This is a genomic window from Candidatus Zixiibacteriota bacterium, from assembly GCA_020853795.1.
GTDB lineage: Bacteria > Zixibacteria > MSB-5A5 > CAIYYT01 > CAIYYT01 > JADJGC01.
The window spans coordinates 1-14,721 of the sequence record JADYYF010000076.1 but is presented as its reverse complement, the minus strand read 5'-3'; the positions used below and the strand labels follow the sequence as shown (position 1 = coordinate 14,721).

Here is a 14,721-nt window from a genome sequence, read left to right as displayed (position 1 = left end):
GTCAGTCTCGGCCGGCTCAAGCGGTGAATCGTGATTTCGCAGAAGTGAATGGCCCCCGTCGTCGGCGCCACAATCCGTGCCTGGTAGTGATTCGGCGCCTCGTCGCCGCTGATGCGCGCCCGATGATACCCGCTCACCCGCTCGCGATCCTCCGGATGGATGATCTCATGAAACTGTCGCTGCCGCAGCCGCGCGCTTGATTCCCCCAACAATCGCTCCAGCGCCGGATTCACCTCCTGAAATCGCCCGGTCGCGTTGTCGATGGTGAAGATGGCATCGGAGGCATCCCGGAAGAGCGAGCGATAACGCTCTTCCGACATCGCCGTCATTCGCAACCACTCGACGCGTTGCGTCCGGCTCTCCCACAGCGCCCCGCTGATCCAGGCGCCCAGAATCGTCAGGACCCCCAGAAAAATCAGCAGCTCCGGGTTCAGCCGCAGCGATAATCCCAACGTCAGGCCTGTCGCCACCACGACCAGACCCGCTCCGATCCCGAGCATCTCTGCTCGTCGGTACGGCATCAACCCCACTGCGGCCAAGACCAGCAGTGCCAAATAACCGGTCGACTGCAACTGACCATGATGCATCGCGTCATCAAACAGCACCACAACCCCCGCCAGCCAGACCGCAAGCGCAAACAGCAGACGCCCGGAACGGACCAACCGTGGCGACCGCGCGGCCGCTATCAGCAGCCCTCCCAGCAGCGCCACCGCCGCTTCGTCCCAGATTGCCGTGCTGATATCCCGACGGCCGACCCACGCGATCGGCAGGTTGAACACGAGCGTGTACACCGCGATCAACGCCAGCGCCAGCACCAGTCCTACCGCACCGGCGATGCGCAGACCCGTCCGCGTCAGACGCTCGATTTCCTCTTGCTGAGAAATCGGCTCGACGGCGCGATCGGTCGCACTCTGTTCTGCTTCGACCACGGCGAACCCTCATTATGGAATCCGCGCAAAGATCACCGCCCGCTGATGTCGCTCGGCTCTGCGAATTGTAGATTGTTCACCTATATGCAAACACTTGATCGCCGCCGGAGCAAGGGAAATCGCCAGGACTGGCGCGCTCGGGCCCTCCTTTTGAGCAGCGACGCCGACTGCAACAATTAGATTGCCGAAAAGGTCTCGAAACCGCCGTAAGCCATCCGCTTCATGTCGAACAGCGGCTTCTCCTTCATCATCTTCTTCATTCGCGGATCGGCCATCAGCGCCTTGTTAACCTGGTCGCGATGCTTGCGCGAACGGTATTCGATCACCGAGTGCACCAGCACCTCATTCGCCTTCACCTTCATGATCTTCGGAAATGGCTGTAAGTGCGGCGTCTTGACATCCTCGGCGACAAATTCGCGGCACTCGAGTGCGCCCAAATCGCCCGCGACTTTCGCGAACCTCCGCGCTAACCGCTTGTACGCCGCAAAGTTCTTCTTCGGCACGACCAGCAGGAATACATCTACATAGCCCTTCATCGTTCTCTCTCCTATCAAGATGTTGCTATTGACTCAAGTAGCACCGCCAGCCGCTCCAGCGTCTGGTGCATGCCTTCCACCGCCCCGTACTTCTCGGCGACTTCGTTGCGGATTGCCTTGGAGGTAAAGACCGCCTGCAGCGTCAGCAACGTCCGCTTGCCGAGTGCCTCGAACAACACTGTCACTTCGAACTTGTGCGGATCGTCGACCGATTGGGCGACATGCGTGTACACCAGCCGCTCCGGCCGGACCACCTCGCGGAAAACGATGTAGTTCGGATAGTCCACGCCGTCGGGACCATGCATCGTCAACCGCCACACACCGCCCGGGCGCACCTCCATCTCATGAATCGTGTTCGTGAATCCGATCGGCCCCCACCACTGCGCCACGTGCTGGGGTTCGACCCATGCCTGCCACACCAGCTCGCGCGGCGCATTGAAAATGCGCATCGAGGTCACCTCCCGATCGAGGGTCGAGAGCGCTGTCTGCTTTTCGCTCATTGCTTGCTCCTCTCTCTTCGCTACTCTTTGGCGCCCGCTGCGGCCGTTTGTCGTCGGCGCCGGATCAACGTGTCGATACTGAACTCGCCGCCGCCGTACGCCGCCATGAACAAGAAGACAAAGCAGTACAGCGCGGCCGAGACCCCGCCGTTGAGAACCGGCCAGGCGCCGTTCGGCGCGTGAAACTGCCAATACGCCACCGCCATCTCACCCGACAGGATGAATCCGCTGATCCTGGTAAACAGCCCCAGCATGATCAGAATCCCGCCGACAACCTCCAGCAGCCCGCCGATACCGACCTGCGTCGTCAGACTCGCCGTTGCGCCGTTCGCTCCCGGCATCCCGCCGAACCAGCCGAAAATCTTCATCGCGCCCGCCTGGAAGAACATCAAACCCGCCGCCAGCCGCAGCATCAGGTAGGCAACCGGAACTAACCGTTGCGTGTTCATCTATACTCTCCTGTCTGTTGGGCCCGGTATGCATCCAACTGGCTGAGGCTCCCGCCAAACCCCTGCCGCATCGAATCGAACCTCGCTTTGAATACCGCGATCTCCGCCGCCGGCGCCCGTTTGCCACCCGAATTCTCCGCCATCGTGGCTCCTTTCATTCTGCCATTGCCTCTCGTCAGCGCATCCGCGCCAGTTCTTCTTCCAGCCGGTCAAAGTTCTCCTCGTTCTTCGCGGGGACAAACTCCCGCGACCGCTCGCAGGCACCGGCATCTTGAAAACGCATACAAAATCGCACCCGCGTCTTGTCCGCCTCGGCAGCGAACGTCGCGATCACTCGAAATCGATGTTGCGACAAGTGGTCGAAAACGATCCGCTCCGGCTTCGCGACCTCGACATAAACGCTATGATTCTCCCAGTCGCGACCGTCCGGACCGTGCATGGTGAAGCGCCAGTTGCCGCCCGGTCGCAGGTCGTGCTCGTGAATCGTGTTCCGAAATCCCTGCGGTCCCCACCAGTTCGCCAGATGCGCCGACACGGTCCACGCTCGCCACACCAGTTCGCGCGGCGCGTCGACCAGACGCTCAGTGACAATCTCCCGCGCCGGATCGCTCACTACCGCCGCTGCCAGCGCCTCCAATTTCTGCAGGCTCTGCGTCCAACCCGCCTCCATCCCGGCCAAGTACTGCACCGCCGCGGCGGTGGCCATCGTCACCACGGCATCGACCGTCACGATCGTCTTGCCGTCCGCCGCGCTTAGCGTCACCGTCGTCAGAACTTCAAAAATCGGCTGCTTCTTGTCATCCAACGCCGCGGCCGTGAAGACCAGTCGCTCCGGCGCGATGACTTCCAGAAATTCTCCTGCCGCTGGATAGATCGTCCCGTCCGGGCCGCGCATCTCGATGAAGAAGCGGCCGCCCGGCCGCGCTTCCCACTCGCAGCGCGGGTTGGTGAATCCGTGCGGTCCCCACCAATGGGCTATGTGGCTCGAAGAAGTCCACATTTGGAATACGAGTTCGCGTTCCGCGGCGATCGCGCGCGTCACCCGCACGCGTGGACAGGTCCCGGTTGTCATCGCTTTCCCTCATTCTGTTTGATGCGCATCTTCACGATCTTCTTTACCAGGGTCGCAGCCGGCGGATTCTCGGGCGTGAATTGAATTGTTGTCCCCGAAACCTTGTACCCCGCCAGTTCTTTGGCGAACTGCTTCGGAACCGATTTGTCTACACAAATGAAACTGCAGTGATGCTTCGCGGCCATGAAGTGCACCAGCGGCCCGTTGAGTTTGTAGGTGGGGATTTGGTAGCTGATCACTTCCACCGCCTGCGGCGCCGCCGCGCGGATCGCCCGGCGCAATGGCTCCAGCACCGCGCGCTGCACTTGCGGCAGTTTCGCCAGATACTCCTCGACGGTCTTGGCCGGATTCATGCCAGACTCCGTGCGACTTCTTTGGACTTCACGAACTCTCCAATCATTTTCGTCTCCTTCCCGTTGTCGTTTCTATGCCGCTTCTCGAGTCAGGCTGACTTCGCATCCTGGATGCGAATCCAGGCGCGCACGGCCTGCTTCAATTGGCTTTGCTTCGCCTTCACTTCGGCCATATTGCGGAAATAGCTCATCTTGCGGCCGTCCGGATACACCCCTTCGAGCACTTCGAAATCCCCGCCCATCTCCGCGCCGCTCGGCCACACCAGATGCACCTGCTGTTGCGCGCGCACGTGGATCACCACCATGTCGCCCTTATAGTAGAAACTGGGCGCATTCCATTTGATCCTCTCGGTGATCCGCTCATCGACCCCAAGAATGATTGCGCGCACTGCCTCAATTTCCGCCTTGAGCGGATGCTCCAACTTGTCGAGAAATTCCCGCACCTGTTGGGGATCATCCAACACTTTGACTTTCGGTTTCTTCGTATCAGCCATCGGACAACCTTCCTGTTTCTACCGCGCTTGCTCGAGACTCGCTCCCAACTTGTCGAACGATTCGTTCCAGCCGGCACCGGTCATTTCCTTCATCACGCCGGCCGGCAAACCGACATGCCGCAGCGTCATGATCGTCTGCCCCGCTTCCTCGGCCAGCGTCACATAGACCAGCGTCTCCAGCGGAAAATCCGCCGTCATCCCGTAATGTGCCGCCGACACCACGTTGCCGTCCCGGTCGGCAAAGCAATCCGTATACACCAACCGCTCCGGCTCGACAATCTCCTTAAACACGCCGGTCGTGTAATAGTCCACGCCTTCCGCCGAGCGCATGCACCACAGGTAGTGTCCGCCGACACGCACATCCATCCGGCACACCGGACAGGTGAATTTTCCCGGCCCCCACCAGCGTTGAAAATGCTCCGGCTCGGTCCACGCCTTCCACACCAGTTCTCGCGGCGCGGCAAAGGTGCGCCTAATCACCAGGTCACCGCCGGCGGTGCTATCGCCTGGTCGTTCGTTGACAGACATGCTTCTTCCTTTCCCTCTTGACTCGTGTTGCTTTGCGCGCCTCCGGTCTGCCGCCCGGTTTGGCTGAAGCGATCGGCTCCGCTTGTGCCTGCAATTCCTGCAGGTACTTGTCGAGGCGGTCGAAACTTTCCTCCCAGAAGCGCCGGTAGTGCTCGATCCACCCTGAGGCTTCCTTCAGCGGCTGCGCTTTCAATCGGCAGGGCCGCCACTGCGCCGCGCGCCCGCGTTCGATCAGCCCGGCGCGTTCCAGCACCTTCAGATGTTTGGAAATCCCCGGCAGGCTTATCTCAAACGGCCGCGCCAGGTCCTTCACCGACACTTCGCCCCTCATCAGGTGCGTCAAAATCGCCCGCCGCGTCGGATCGGCCAGCGCGGCAAACGTCATGCTCAAATGATCTTGCGTCGTCATCTAATAAACCACTCGGTTAATTAACTTATCGGTAAAATAATCAGGCAAATTCAGTCTGTCAATCACAAAAATGGATTTCTTTCGTCAATAATTTTGAAGTTGCGTCAGGTCTTCTCACGCGCCGTGCATGTCGGAAGAAGCAGTACTCGATTCCGCGCGTGGTGACCTGATGCCCCCATTGCCCCGCGGCGATCGCTGTAGGAGCCGGGTCTGCCTGCCCGCGACAAGCTCTCGCTCCGCCCACTTCGCTTCTCTTCGATGATTGCCGTGCCTCCCTTTATGGCGGAGTGGCAGGGATTCGAACCCTGGAGACCTTTTTGGGGCCTACACACTTTCCAGGCGTGCTCCTTCAGCCAGCTCGGACACCACTCCGTTTTCACGCCGACCGCGCTCCCGCGGCCGGCCCGCCAAGGGCTTCAATCTATCGACCGCCCGCCCAAAATCAACCGATTCTTTGCCGCCCCGGTCGATTCGCGCCGACTGCCGCCTAAAAAATTTCCGCGAAGAAATCTTTCATCGCCTGCCACGACCGCCGGTCCGCATTCGCATTGTACGCCGCCCCCTTCGTCTTGTCGTCGCCCGCTTCCTTTTGCGTAAACGAATGCACCGCGCCCGAGTAAGCGATGAACTGATAATCGACGTTGGCCGCCTTCATCTCCTCCATAAACGCCTGCACGTCCGCCATCGGCACATTGGGGTCCTCTGCACCATGGCACACCAACACCTTCCCCTTGATATTGGCCGCATCCGCCGGATTGCTCGCTTGCAACCCGCCGTGAAACGAAACGACACCCGCCAGCGGCGCACCCGAACGCGCCAACTCCAGCGCCGCAAAACCGCCGAAGCAGTAACCGATCGCTGCCACCCGTTTCGGATCCACCAGCTTGTTTGCCAACAGCGTCTGTAATCCCGCCTGCAAGCGGTCGCGCAGCAACTTTGCGTCGGCGTAATACTTACCCGCTTCCTTTGCGGCTTCCGCATTCGTCGCCGGCCGCACACCCTTGCCGTACACATCGACGGCCAGCGCCACGTACCCCAGCTCCGCCAGCATCCGCGCACGCATCTTCTCGTTCTCCGTCAGACCACGCCACTGATGAACGATCATCACTCCCGGCCGCGCACCGGTCTTGGCATCGTCGTAAGCCAGATACCCTTCGAGGGTCGTATCCCCCAGCTTGTACTCGACCACTTCCGTCTTCACCGCCGCCGCCGCTCCGGCCGCCAGCGCCAGTACCAGCGCTGCCATTGCCATCAAGTTCTTCATCATTCCTCCATGATTACCATTTATCGATGACCTCTTGGCCAATGCAGGTTATACGCTGCTCGCGGCGATTCGATGGCGCCGGATAGGTCCGCTCATTTTCCCCTTGCGCCGCGCTGCATTCGCTCTTTTCTATTCCAACGATGGCTGTACAAACGATACTTCTTCTCGGCAATCCGTTACTCTACCAGAAGTGCGCCGAGATTCTGCCCGACGAACTGCCGCAACTGCCGCCGATCGTCGCCGACCTCCACGACACCCTGATGGATTTCCGCGGCCGCCACGCCGCCGGCCGCGCCATTGCCGCGCCGCAAATCGGGGTGCTCAAACGCCTGATCTACATGCACGTCGGCAGCCCCGTCGTCTTCATCAATCCCGTGCTCCACGACCTCTCCGAGGAAATGTTCGAAATCTGGGACGACTGCATGTCGTTCCCCGACTTGCTCGTCAAGGTGCGCCGTCACCGCACCTGTCGCATCACCTACCGCGATCTGGAGTGGAACGAGCAAACTTTGATCCTCGAAGACGCCCTCTCGGAGCTGCTGCAGCACGAGGTCGACCATCTCGACGGCATCCTCGCCGTCAAGCGCGCCATCGATTCCGAGTCGTTCGCCTACCGTAGCGAACGCGAACGCCTGCTCTGAGCCCTGCGCCCGGCTCTACCTCAATCGCACCAATAGCTTACCTGCCCGGCAAATACCTGTTGACTCGACTGAAGCGGCAGCTATATTGGGCGTCTATTTGTCTTCAACCTCATGTAGGGTTTGAGTATAACGACGGAGGATTATCCCGATTATGAGAGGCGATACCTGGAAGATAGTGCTGACGATCGTCCTGATCATCGCAGCTATCTTTTATCTTTGGCCCACCTTCCAATGGTTCACCATGAGCGCATCCGATCGGACCGCCATGCAGCAAAACAACCCCGACGCCTTTGCCAATCTGCAAAAGAAAGCCCTCAAACTCGGGCTCGACCTGCAGGGCGGCATGCGGGTTGTGCTCGAAGTCGATAAGTCGCAGCTGGATGACAACGCTAAACAGGACGCCCGTGATCGCGCCCTCGAAATCATCCGCAACCGCGTCGACCAGTTCGGCGTCGCCGAACCCGTGATTCAGGCCCAGGGCAGCGACCGCATCGTCGTTGAACTCCCCGCTTTGCAGGATCCGGAACGCGCTCGCAACCTGATCGGCAAGACTGCGCTCCTTGAGTTCCGCCTGGTCGAAAGTCCGGAGAACTCCGACCTGCTGATCAAGCGCCTCGATCAGATCGCCGGTAAGCTCAGCCCCGACGCCGCCAAGACGCCGACGGCTGATACTGCCGCCACTCCTTTTGCCGATCCGTTCGCCGACACCACGAAACTGGCCGCCGACACGACCAAGGACACGACCGCAGCGCTGGCCAACACCGACCAGTCCAATGTCCTGACCCAGTACCTCGATTTCAACGGCGTGGCGTACCAGGTGACCGAAGAGGACTATGCCGCCGTCGATCGTATCGTCAACAATCCGGAAATCAAGGCCGCTTTGCCCGCTGACGTTGAACTGGCCTGGGCCATTCGCCCCGAAATGATTAACGGCCGCCAGCGCCGCCAGCTCTATATCCTCAAGAAGAAAGTCGAACTGACCGGCGCCCATCTCAAAGCGGCCAACCCGAACTACGACCAATTCCACAAACCGGTGGTCGATTTCGAACTTGACCGCGAGGGCGGCGAAATCTTCGGCAAGCTGACCGGCGCCAACATTAACAAGCCGCTGGCGATTCTGCTCGACGGCCGCGTCGAGTCGGCGCCCAACATCCGCTCCAAGATCCGCGACCGCGGCCAGATTACCCTCGGCGGCAATGCCACCTTCTTTGACGCCAAGGATATGGCCACGATCCTCCGCGCCGGCGCGCTACCCGCTCCGGTGAAAATCGTCGAAAACAACGTCATCGGCCCGACCCTCGGCAAAGACTCGGTTGACGCCGGCATCAACGGTCTCTTGATCTCCTTCATCGTTGTCGCGGCGTTCATGATTATCTATTACAAGCTGGCCGGCGTCGTCGCCGATATTGTGCTGTTCCTGAATATCCTGTTTCTGCTGGCAGTGATGGCGGCACTCGGCGCCACGCTGACCCTCCCCGGCATCGCCGGTATTATCCTGACGATCGGTATGGCCGTCGACGCCAACGTACTGATCTTCGAGCGCATGCGCGAGGAGGTGCGCACTGGTAAGAAAGTGGCCGCCTGCATTGAGGCCGGCTATGAGCGCGCGCTCGCCTCGATCGTCGACAGCAACCTGACGACGCTGATCGCTGCGGGCGTCTTGTACTACTTCGGCACCGGACCGATTCGCGGCTTCGCGGTCACCCTCGGCGCCGGTATTATCATTTCCATGTACACGGCTCTCGTTGTCAGCAAACTGATCCTGCACACGCGCCGTAACGCCGCCACTCTGAGCGTCTGACAGTTGAGGAGTAGAGAGCAATGCAATTCTTAAGCAAAACCAACTTCGATTTCATCGCCATGCGGAAAGTCTCCTGGGCAATTTCCGCGGTCCTGATCGTGCTCGGAATCGTCGCGCTGTTCATGATCGTCTTCGGCAATGCCAGTCTCTCGATCGACTTTGCCGGCGGCACGGAAATCCAGGGCTCCTTTGCCAACCCGGTCGAAGCCGGCACCGTCCGCTCGGCACTCGCAAGCGCGGGCTTCGCTGATGCCACGATCCAGGCGATTCAGGGCTCGACGCCGAACCTGTTTAACGTGCGCGTCAAATCCGCCTCCGGCGGTTCCGAGAGCGAATCAACCGTGGCCGAACGACTGCGCGATGCGCTGAACAAGGGCATCCCGGGCAACAGCTTTAAACTCGACTCGGTGCAGGAAGTCGGACCGACCATCGGCGCCGAACTGCGCACACAGGCCCAGATCGCCATGGCTATCGCTCTGGTCGGCATCCTGGTATACATCTGGGTGCGCTTCGACTTCCGCTTCTCCGTCGCCGCCACGGTCGCCACGTTCCACGATGTGCTCGCCGTCCTCGGCCTGATGTTTATCTTGCAGCGCGAAATGTCGATGCTGATCCTGACCGCCCTGATGACGATCGCCGGCTATACCATCAATGATAAAATCATTGTCTTCGACCGAATTCGTGAACATTTGCGGGTCTTTCGCAAGAAGTCCGATTTCGTTACGGTCGTGAACGGCGCGATCAATCAGACCCTCTCGCGAACAATCATCACTTCCCTGACGGTTGTGATGGCGTCGCTCGTTATCCTGTTTGTCTGCGGACCGGTGGTGCGGGATTTCGCGCTGGCGCTCCTGATCGGTGTCGTCGTCGGCACTTACTCCTCGATCTTCGTGGCTGCCCCGATCCTGGTGGAATGGGAAGCCCGTCGGCCCAAACGCTTCAAATAGGCGTCATGACTCAGGCCGATTTCTGACATCGGATGTGCGCGGGCAGTCGGAATGCGGCTGCCCGCTTTTTTTCGCTCGCGCGGGCCACCGGATTCGCGCAAATTGGCGCCCCGCCCCCTGCGTAAACTTTGGGTAACCGCTGACGGTTTATTCTGCCGGCGCGCGGCGCCAGGATTAGAAAGGACTCTTCATGGCCAGACAAGGCAACGACCCGATCAGCCGCATCCTGCGGAAACTCCCCCTGGCGTTCCAGGTCATCGCCGCGCCCAAACCCGGCGCCGTCCGCCAACGTAGCGAAATCGATGACCGCCACAAATGGCGCCTCGACCATATCTACACCAACGACAACGACTGGCGCGCCGACTTCGAAACAGTCAAAACCATGATCCCGAAAATCACCGTCTGGCAAGGCCGCCTGGCGGAATCGGGCCACAGCCTCTTTGCCTGCTTCGACCACCGCGACCAGAGCGCCATCCTCTTCTACAAGCTCTATATCTACGCGCACCTCAAGCTCGATGAGGACAACCGCTCGGCCCCGTACCAGAGCATGGCCGATGAAATCGCCGCCCTTTCCACCATCTTTGCCGAAGCCGGCTCGTTTATCACCCCGGAAATCATGGCGATTACTGACGACCGCCTCGATCAGCTCAAAGCCGAATGCGCGGAACTTAAGCTCTACGACCACCACCTCGACGAGATGCGCCGCATGCGCGCACACATCCTCTCCCCCGAGGAGGAAAAACTCATGGCGCTCACCGGCAACGTCGTCCGCGGCCCGTCGCAGATCTTCCGCATGATCGATGATGCCGATATCAAGTTCGGCGAAGTCACCGACGAAAACGGCAATCGCATTCAGTTGACCAAACAACGCTACAGCGAACTGCTCGAAGCCAAAGAGCGCCGCGTCCGCAAGGAAGCCATGGAGACCTTCGTCGCCGGCTACAAGACATATGTCAATACCCTCGGCGCCACGCTGGCTACCTCAGTGTACAAAGACCTGTTCTTTGCCAAAGCGCGCCGCTACAGCACCTGTCTGGAATCGGCGCTGGATGCCGACAATATCCCGCAGGCGACCTATCACAACCTCGTCACCACCGTCGACAACCATCTCGGTGTGCTGCACCGCTACGCCTCTCTGCGCAAGCGCGTGCTCGGTCTCGATGAACTCAAGCCGTACGACATCTATGTCCCGCTCGTGCCCGACGCCAAAATCAAAGTGCAGTACGATGAAGCCGTCCGCCGCATCCTCGAAGGGCTCTGGCCGCTCGGCAAGGAATACCTCGGCGACCTGAAAACTGCTTTCGAGTCGGGCTGGATCGATGTTTACGAGACCGAAGGCAAAGGCTCCGGCGCGTACTCGTGGTCAACTTACGCCACCCACCCCTACGTGCTGATGAATTACAACGACACCCTCGACAACATGTTTACCCTCGCGCACGAGATGGGTCACGCGCTGCATTCGCACTACTCGAAGAAATACCAGCCCTACATCTACTCCGGCCATTCGATCTTCACCGCCGAAGTCGCCTCGACCACCAACGAGGAATTGCTGATGCACTACATGCTTGACCGCGCCGAATCGCGCGACCAGAAGGCCTACCTGCTCAGCTACTACCTCCAGCAAATCGTCGGGACCTTCTTCACGCAGGTGATGTACTCGCAGTTCGAGGACCAGGTGCATTGCGATGTCGAGGCCGGCCGCCCGCTTTCCGCCGACGGCCTGCGGCAGACCTTCCGCGGCATCTACCAGAAATTCTGGGGACCGGAGATGAAACTCGAAGACTATTCTGACATCGCTTGTCTGCGCATCCCGCATTTCTACCGCGCGTTCTATGTCTACCAATATGCCACCAGCTATTCGGCGGCGACGATGATCGCGGAGAGACTGCTCAAAGGCGACGAGCAGCAGCGCGTGAACTACTTGAAGTTCCTGCAGTCGGGCGAGTCGAATTATCCCATCGAAACACTGCAACAAGCCGGCGTCGACTTGACCAAACCGGATGCCATCGAGGCCACCGCCCGCCTCTTCGGCCGCCTCGTCGACGAACTCGAAGCCTTGCTGCTGAAATAACTCAATATTCTCTCGACTTGCGTAGGTCAGGATCCCTGCGATCCTGACATTTCCACTGCCACTGGTCACGCCGCTGCCCCATCGCCTGCGCAGCGTCCCGAGGAACGAGGGATTGCGGTGGGTTTTCCGCAAAGTCCCGTAGGTCAGGATCCCTGCGATCCTGACATTTCCGCTGCCGCTTGGTCACGCCGCTGCCCCGCCGCCTGCGCAGCGTCCCGAGGAACGAGGGATTGCGGTGGGTTCTCCGTGCCGTTGCGGCAGGTCTACCCGCGAAGCGCCATCGACTCAAGCTCGACCAAGAGCCTGCCGCGCACCTCGTCGCCACACAACCCGGTCGTTTTGGATTCCCGCATTCACTTTAATGCCGCCGTCTCCCCTCTCCCCCTGGGAGAGGGGCCGGGGGTGAGGGCCTTCGCATCGCCACGGGTCCATCCCGCACGCCCACCACCGCCGGAAAGTCATTCCCCTTTAACGGGTGTGTTGATGCATGATCATTGTCAGCCCCCCTTGCAGCTCATAGCGCCTCTCCAAATACCGTCTTCTTCACCGCAAATCGATAGCGGCCCTCTCCGACAGCAGCCGTCACCGGCGGCAGCCGCAGCGAGCCCACCAGATTCGCGATCAGTTCTTCCGTGTACAAATTGTAGATCTGCACTTCCTCCTCGGAAGCCAGGATCAGGTACCTCTCTCCTCGATACTCTCGCTCCGGAAACACTTCGCGAAACTTCAGGCTCACCGGCGTTGTAGCGCTACTATCACCGCCGATCAGCACCGTGTCGCGACATTCAATCAAGTAGCGCGTGCTGTCCTGCCAGAGCGTCATCACCGCGTCGCGCCGAAACTCCACGAATCCCGCTGCCGTTTCCGCCGTGTCGATCAACGGCCGGCTCGAGTGCCCGGCAATCCACTTCCACCACAACTCGGAGTCGGGCAGACGACCCGGCTCCAAACTCAACTCCGCCACCTGCTCCGCCGTGCCGCTGAACCGGCGGTAGAGCGCGAGATACTTGCTCATCCCGAATGTCTCGATCAGGAAGCGGTTATACGTCCCACTCGCCGGATAACTCAAAGAGGCGTGCGTTTCATTCCAGCCCTTCATCGTCAGCAGATCGCGATAGTCAATCGTCCCGGAAGTGAGCAGGAACGTCCCCAGCTCGTCGCTGACCGGTGCCGCAATTCCGCCGCGCCCGCCCAACGCCACCGCAAGTCCCTCCTGCAGGAATGAATGCGTAAACAGCGGTAGCCGCTGCAACTTGACGTTGACCAGCAGATGCACCAGCTCGTGATAGTGGCAGGGATAGTGCGTGATGATGCGGTCGCCGGCCACCTCGTACATGCCGCGGCTCTCAAAGCCGGTCAACATCGCGACTTCCCGCTCGTCGCGGCACAACACGTATTCGATCTTCTCCCGCGCAATACGATTGACCTGCGCCTCATCCAACTCCAGCACCTGCGCTGCCTGCGTGAAGAACGCTTCCAACTGCGCGACACAATACGGATGCGGCTGCGCGGAATCACTTACGACAAATCGAAAATGCGTGCTCTCGACCTGCTTCCACCCTCGCGTGTAATAAACCGCGGGTGCGATGAACTTGCCGTTGCGGAGGAAAAACTCGCGGGTGTACTGCGGGCGCTCGCACTGCAATGTCAGCTTGACGTACGGATCTTCCAGCGCTTCGATTTCCAGCCTGTACTGCAGACTCCCGTTCACGACCGCTGCCTTGATCGCCGGATCAAGATCGTGCCCGATCAGACTCTTGCAGACCACCCCTTCATATTCGATCCCCAGCTTTTCCGCTTGAGCCATCTCCGCCGGATCAATCAGCGCCGCGATCCCCTCGTCATTGCGGCACAACCGCTGAATGAAGTCTTCTGCCGCCGTCGGCGTCAGCGCCGCCGTCGGCGCACTGGTCGCCACCGCCAGCCACAGCACGGCGCCAAGGAGCTGCCACTTGGGGAATTGGATCTTGTTCACTGCAAGGTATACACCTTGCCCCTGACGCGCGCCGATTCAAACGGCCGATGTTACGGTTGGCCCCCCTACCCCTTCACCCCCTGGTACAGCCCCGTAATATCCACATCCTCCGCCGCGTCGATCACGCGGTATTCGTCCGGCTTGAGATGGTCGTCGGGAATAATCTCGATCTTGAACCGGTGCGCCTTCTCGATCTCGCGAATCCGGTTCTCGTCGCGATCCTGCATGAACTTCGCCACCTCGGGGTGAAAATGCACCTGGTAGCGCTTGCCCGCCTTGGCCACCTTGGCGCGCATGAAAAACCGCTCGATTTTCATCGCCACCGTTTCCTTTGACTGTATCCGTCCGAACCCGGAACAGGTTGGGCACGAATCCGACAGCGTGTACATGATCGACGGCTTCGTACGCTCGCGCGTCATCTCCACCAACCCGAATTCCGACACCGGTAAAATCGAATTCTTCGCCCGGTCGTTGGCAAAACAGCGCTTGAACTCCTCGAACAGCACCTTGCGGTTCTGGTGCGAGTACATATCGATGAAATCCACGATGATCAGCCCGCCGATGTCGCGCAGCCGGATCTGCCGCGCCGCCTCCCGCGCCGAATCGAGGTTCGTCTGCAGGATCATGTTTTCCGGATCCTTCTTGGTGCCGACAAACCGCCCCGAGTTCACGTCGATCGTCGTCAGCGCCTCGGTGTGGTCGATGATGATATACGCCCCCTTCTTCACCCAAATCTTGCGGTCGAGCATCTT

General features: G+C 60.1%; 16 protein-coding genes and 1 tRNA gene. 4 read left to right on the top strand and 13 right to left on the bottom strand.

What is annotated here, in order from left to right; genetic code table 11:
• From IT585_05980 to IT585_05930, 11 genes are all read right to left on the bottom strand, one after another.
• Positions 1 to 929: PAS domain S-box protein (locus IT585_05980; protein MCC6962782.1), on the bottom strand; the 929-nt coding region annotated here is incomplete at its 3' end.
• A 176-nt stretch (positions 930 to 1,105) separates the two neighbouring features.
• Positions 1,106 to 1,465 (bottom strand): DUF1428 domain-containing protein, encoded by a 360-nt coding sequence (locus IT585_05975; GenBank protein ID MCC6962781.1) that lies wholly within the window; start codon positions 1,463 to 1,465, stop codon positions 1,106 to 1,108.
• 14 nt (positions 1,466 to 1,479) lie between these two features.
• Positions 1,480 to 1,965, bottom strand: coding sequence for an SRPBCC family protein (locus IT585_05970; protein MCC6962780.1), 486 nt, complete (start codon positions 1,963 to 1,965; stop codon positions 1,480 to 1,482).
• A gap of 20 nt (positions 1,966 to 1,985) precedes the next feature.
• Positions 1,986 to 2,414: a DoxX family protein gene (locus tag IT585_05965; GenBank protein ID MCC6962779.1), complete on the bottom strand. Its 429-nt coding sequence runs from the start codon at positions 2,412 to 2,414 to the stop codon at positions 1,986 to 1,988.
• Positions 2,415 to 2,589: 175 nt separating this feature from the next.
• Positions 2,590 to 3,084 (bottom strand): SRPBCC family protein, encoded by a 495-nt coding sequence (locus IT585_05960; protein MCC6962778.1) that lies wholly within the window; start codon positions 3,082 to 3,084, stop codon positions 2,590 to 2,592.
• 398 nt (positions 3,085 to 3,482) lie between these two features.
• Positions 3,483 to 3,839, bottom strand: coding sequence for a DUF1801 domain-containing protein (locus IT585_05955; protein MCC6962777.1), 357 nt, complete (start codon positions 3,837 to 3,839; stop codon positions 3,483 to 3,485).
• Positions 3,840 to 3,928: 89 nt separating this feature from the next.
• Positions 3,929 to 4,333, bottom strand: a complete 405-nt coding sequence (locus IT585_05950) for a DUF1801 domain-containing protein (protein MCC6962776.1) — start codon at positions 4,331 to 4,333, stop codon at positions 3,929 to 3,931.
• Between the two features lie 18 nt (positions 4,334 to 4,351).
• Positions 4,352 to 4,861, bottom strand: a complete 510-nt coding sequence (locus tag IT585_05945; GenBank protein MCC6962775.1) for an SRPBCC domain-containing protein — start codon at positions 4,859 to 4,861, stop codon at positions 4,352 to 4,354.
• Positions 4,833 to 5,270 (bottom strand): winged helix-turn-helix transcriptional regulator, encoded by a 438-nt coding sequence (locus IT585_05940; protein ID MCC6962774.1) that lies wholly within the window; start codon positions 5,268 to 5,270, stop codon positions 4,833 to 4,835. Before IT585_05940 ends, IT585_05945 begins: the two co-directional genes overlap by 29 nt.
• A gap of 280 nt (positions 5,271 to 5,550) precedes the next feature.
• Positions 5,551 to 5,642, bottom strand: a tRNA-Ser gene (locus IT585_05935).
• 115 nt (positions 5,643 to 5,757) lie between these two features.
• Complete coding sequence (locus IT585_05930; GenBank protein ID MCC6962773.1) at positions 5,758 to 6,534, bottom strand: dienelactone hydrolase family protein; 777 nt, start codon at positions 6,532 to 6,534, stop codon at positions 5,758 to 5,760.
• A gap of 140 nt (positions 6,535 to 6,674) precedes the next feature.
• Here IT585_05930 and IT585_05925 point away from each other — a divergent pair, with 140 nt between their 5' ends.
• The 4 genes from IT585_05925 to pepF all read left to right on the top strand — a co-directional run bounded on the left by IT585_05925 (position 6,675) and on the right by pepF (position 11,994).
• Positions 6,675 to 7,175: a peptide deformylase gene (locus IT585_05925; GenBank protein MCC6962772.1), complete on the top strand. Its 501-nt coding sequence runs from the start codon at positions 6,675 to 6,677 to the stop codon at positions 7,173 to 7,175.
• 151 nt (positions 7,176 to 7,326) lie between these two features.
• The gene (secD, locus tag IT585_05920) at positions 7,327 to 8,976 is read left to right on the top strand and encodes a protein translocase subunit SecD (GenBank protein ID MCC6962771.1); all 1,650 of its coding nucleotides are present in this window, start codon (positions 7,327 to 7,329) and stop codon (positions 8,974 to 8,976) included.
• Positions 8,977 to 8,996: 20 nt separating this feature from the next.
• On the top strand, positions 8,997 to 9,923 hold the full coding sequence (gene secF, locus IT585_05915; GenBank protein ID MCC6962770.1) for a protein translocase subunit SecF: 927 nt from the start codon (positions 8,997 to 8,999) through the stop codon (positions 9,921 to 9,923).
• Positions 9,924 to 10,113: 190 nt separating this feature from the next.
• Positions 10,114 to 11,994, top strand: a complete 1,881-nt coding sequence (gene pepF, locus IT585_05910) for an oligoendopeptidase F (protein MCC6962769.1) — start codon at positions 10,114 to 10,116, stop codon at positions 11,992 to 11,994.
• 514 nt (positions 11,995 to 12,508) lie between these two features.
• Here the strand turns inward: pepF and IT585_05905 are convergent.
• Both IT585_05905 and IT585_05900 read right to left on the bottom strand, forming a co-directional pair.
• Complete coding sequence (locus IT585_05905) at positions 12,509 to 13,969, bottom strand: hypothetical protein (protein ID MCC6962768.1); 1,461 nt, start codon at positions 13,967 to 13,969, stop codon at positions 12,509 to 12,511.
• A gap of 65 nt (positions 13,970 to 14,034) precedes the next feature.
• Positions 14,035 to 14,721: ribonuclease E/G (locus IT585_05900; protein MCC6962767.1), on the bottom strand; the 687-nt coding region annotated here is incomplete at its 5' end.

What these genes read in the sequence shown, in the direction of transcription:
- IT585_05960 (MCC6962778.1), bottom strand. Translation starts at nt 3,084, where the DNA reads ATGGAGGCGGGTTGGACGCAGAGCCTGCAGAAATTGGAGGCGCTGGCA.
- IT585_05950 (MCC6962776.1), bottom strand. Translation starts at nt 4,333, where the DNA reads ATGGCTGATACGAAGAAACCGAAAGTCAAAGTGTTGGATGATCCCCAA.
- IT585_05925 (MCC6962772.1), top strand. Translation starts at nt 6,675, where the DNA reads ATGGCTGTACAAACGATACTTCTTCTCGGCAATCCGTTACTCTACCAG.
- IT585_05930 (MCC6962773.1), bottom strand. Translation starts at nt 6,534, where the DNA reads ATGAAGAACTTGATGGCAATGGCAGCGCTGGTACTGGCGCTGGCGGCC.
- secF (MCC6962770.1), top strand. Translation starts at nt 8,997, where the DNA reads ATGCAATTCTTAAGCAAAACCAACTTCGATTTCATCGCCATGCGGAAA.
- IT585_05965 (MCC6962779.1), bottom strand. Translation starts at nt 2,414, where the DNA reads ATGAACACGCAACGGTTAGTTCCGGTTGCCTACCTGATGCTGCGGCTG.
- IT585_05955 (MCC6962777.1), bottom strand. Translation starts at nt 3,839, where the DNA reads ATGAATCCGGCCAAGACCGTCGAGGAGTATCTGGCGAAACTGCCGCAA.
- IT585_05940 (MCC6962774.1), bottom strand. Translation starts at nt 5,270, where the DNA reads ATGACGACGCAAGATCATTTGAGCATGACGTTTGCCGCGCTGGCCGAT.
- IT585_05975 (MCC6962781.1), bottom strand. Translation starts at nt 1,465, where the DNA reads ATGAAGGGCTATGTAGATGTATTCCTGCTGGTCGTGCCGAAGAAGAAC.
- pepF (MCC6962769.1), top strand. Translation starts at nt 10,114, where the DNA reads ATGGCCAGACAAGGCAACGACCCGATCAGCCGCATCCTGCGGAAACTC.
- IT585_05945 (MCC6962775.1), bottom strand. Translation starts at nt 4,861, where the DNA reads ATGTCTGTCAACGAACGACCAGGCGATAGCACCGCCGGCGGTGACCTG.
- IT585_05970 (MCC6962780.1), bottom strand. Translation starts at nt 1,965, where the DNA reads ATGAGCGAAAAGCAGACAGCGCTCTCGACCCTCGATCGGGAGGTGACC.
- secD (MCC6962771.1), top strand. Translation starts at nt 7,327, where the DNA reads ATGAGAGGCGATACCTGGAAGATAGTGCTGACGATCGTCCTGATCATC.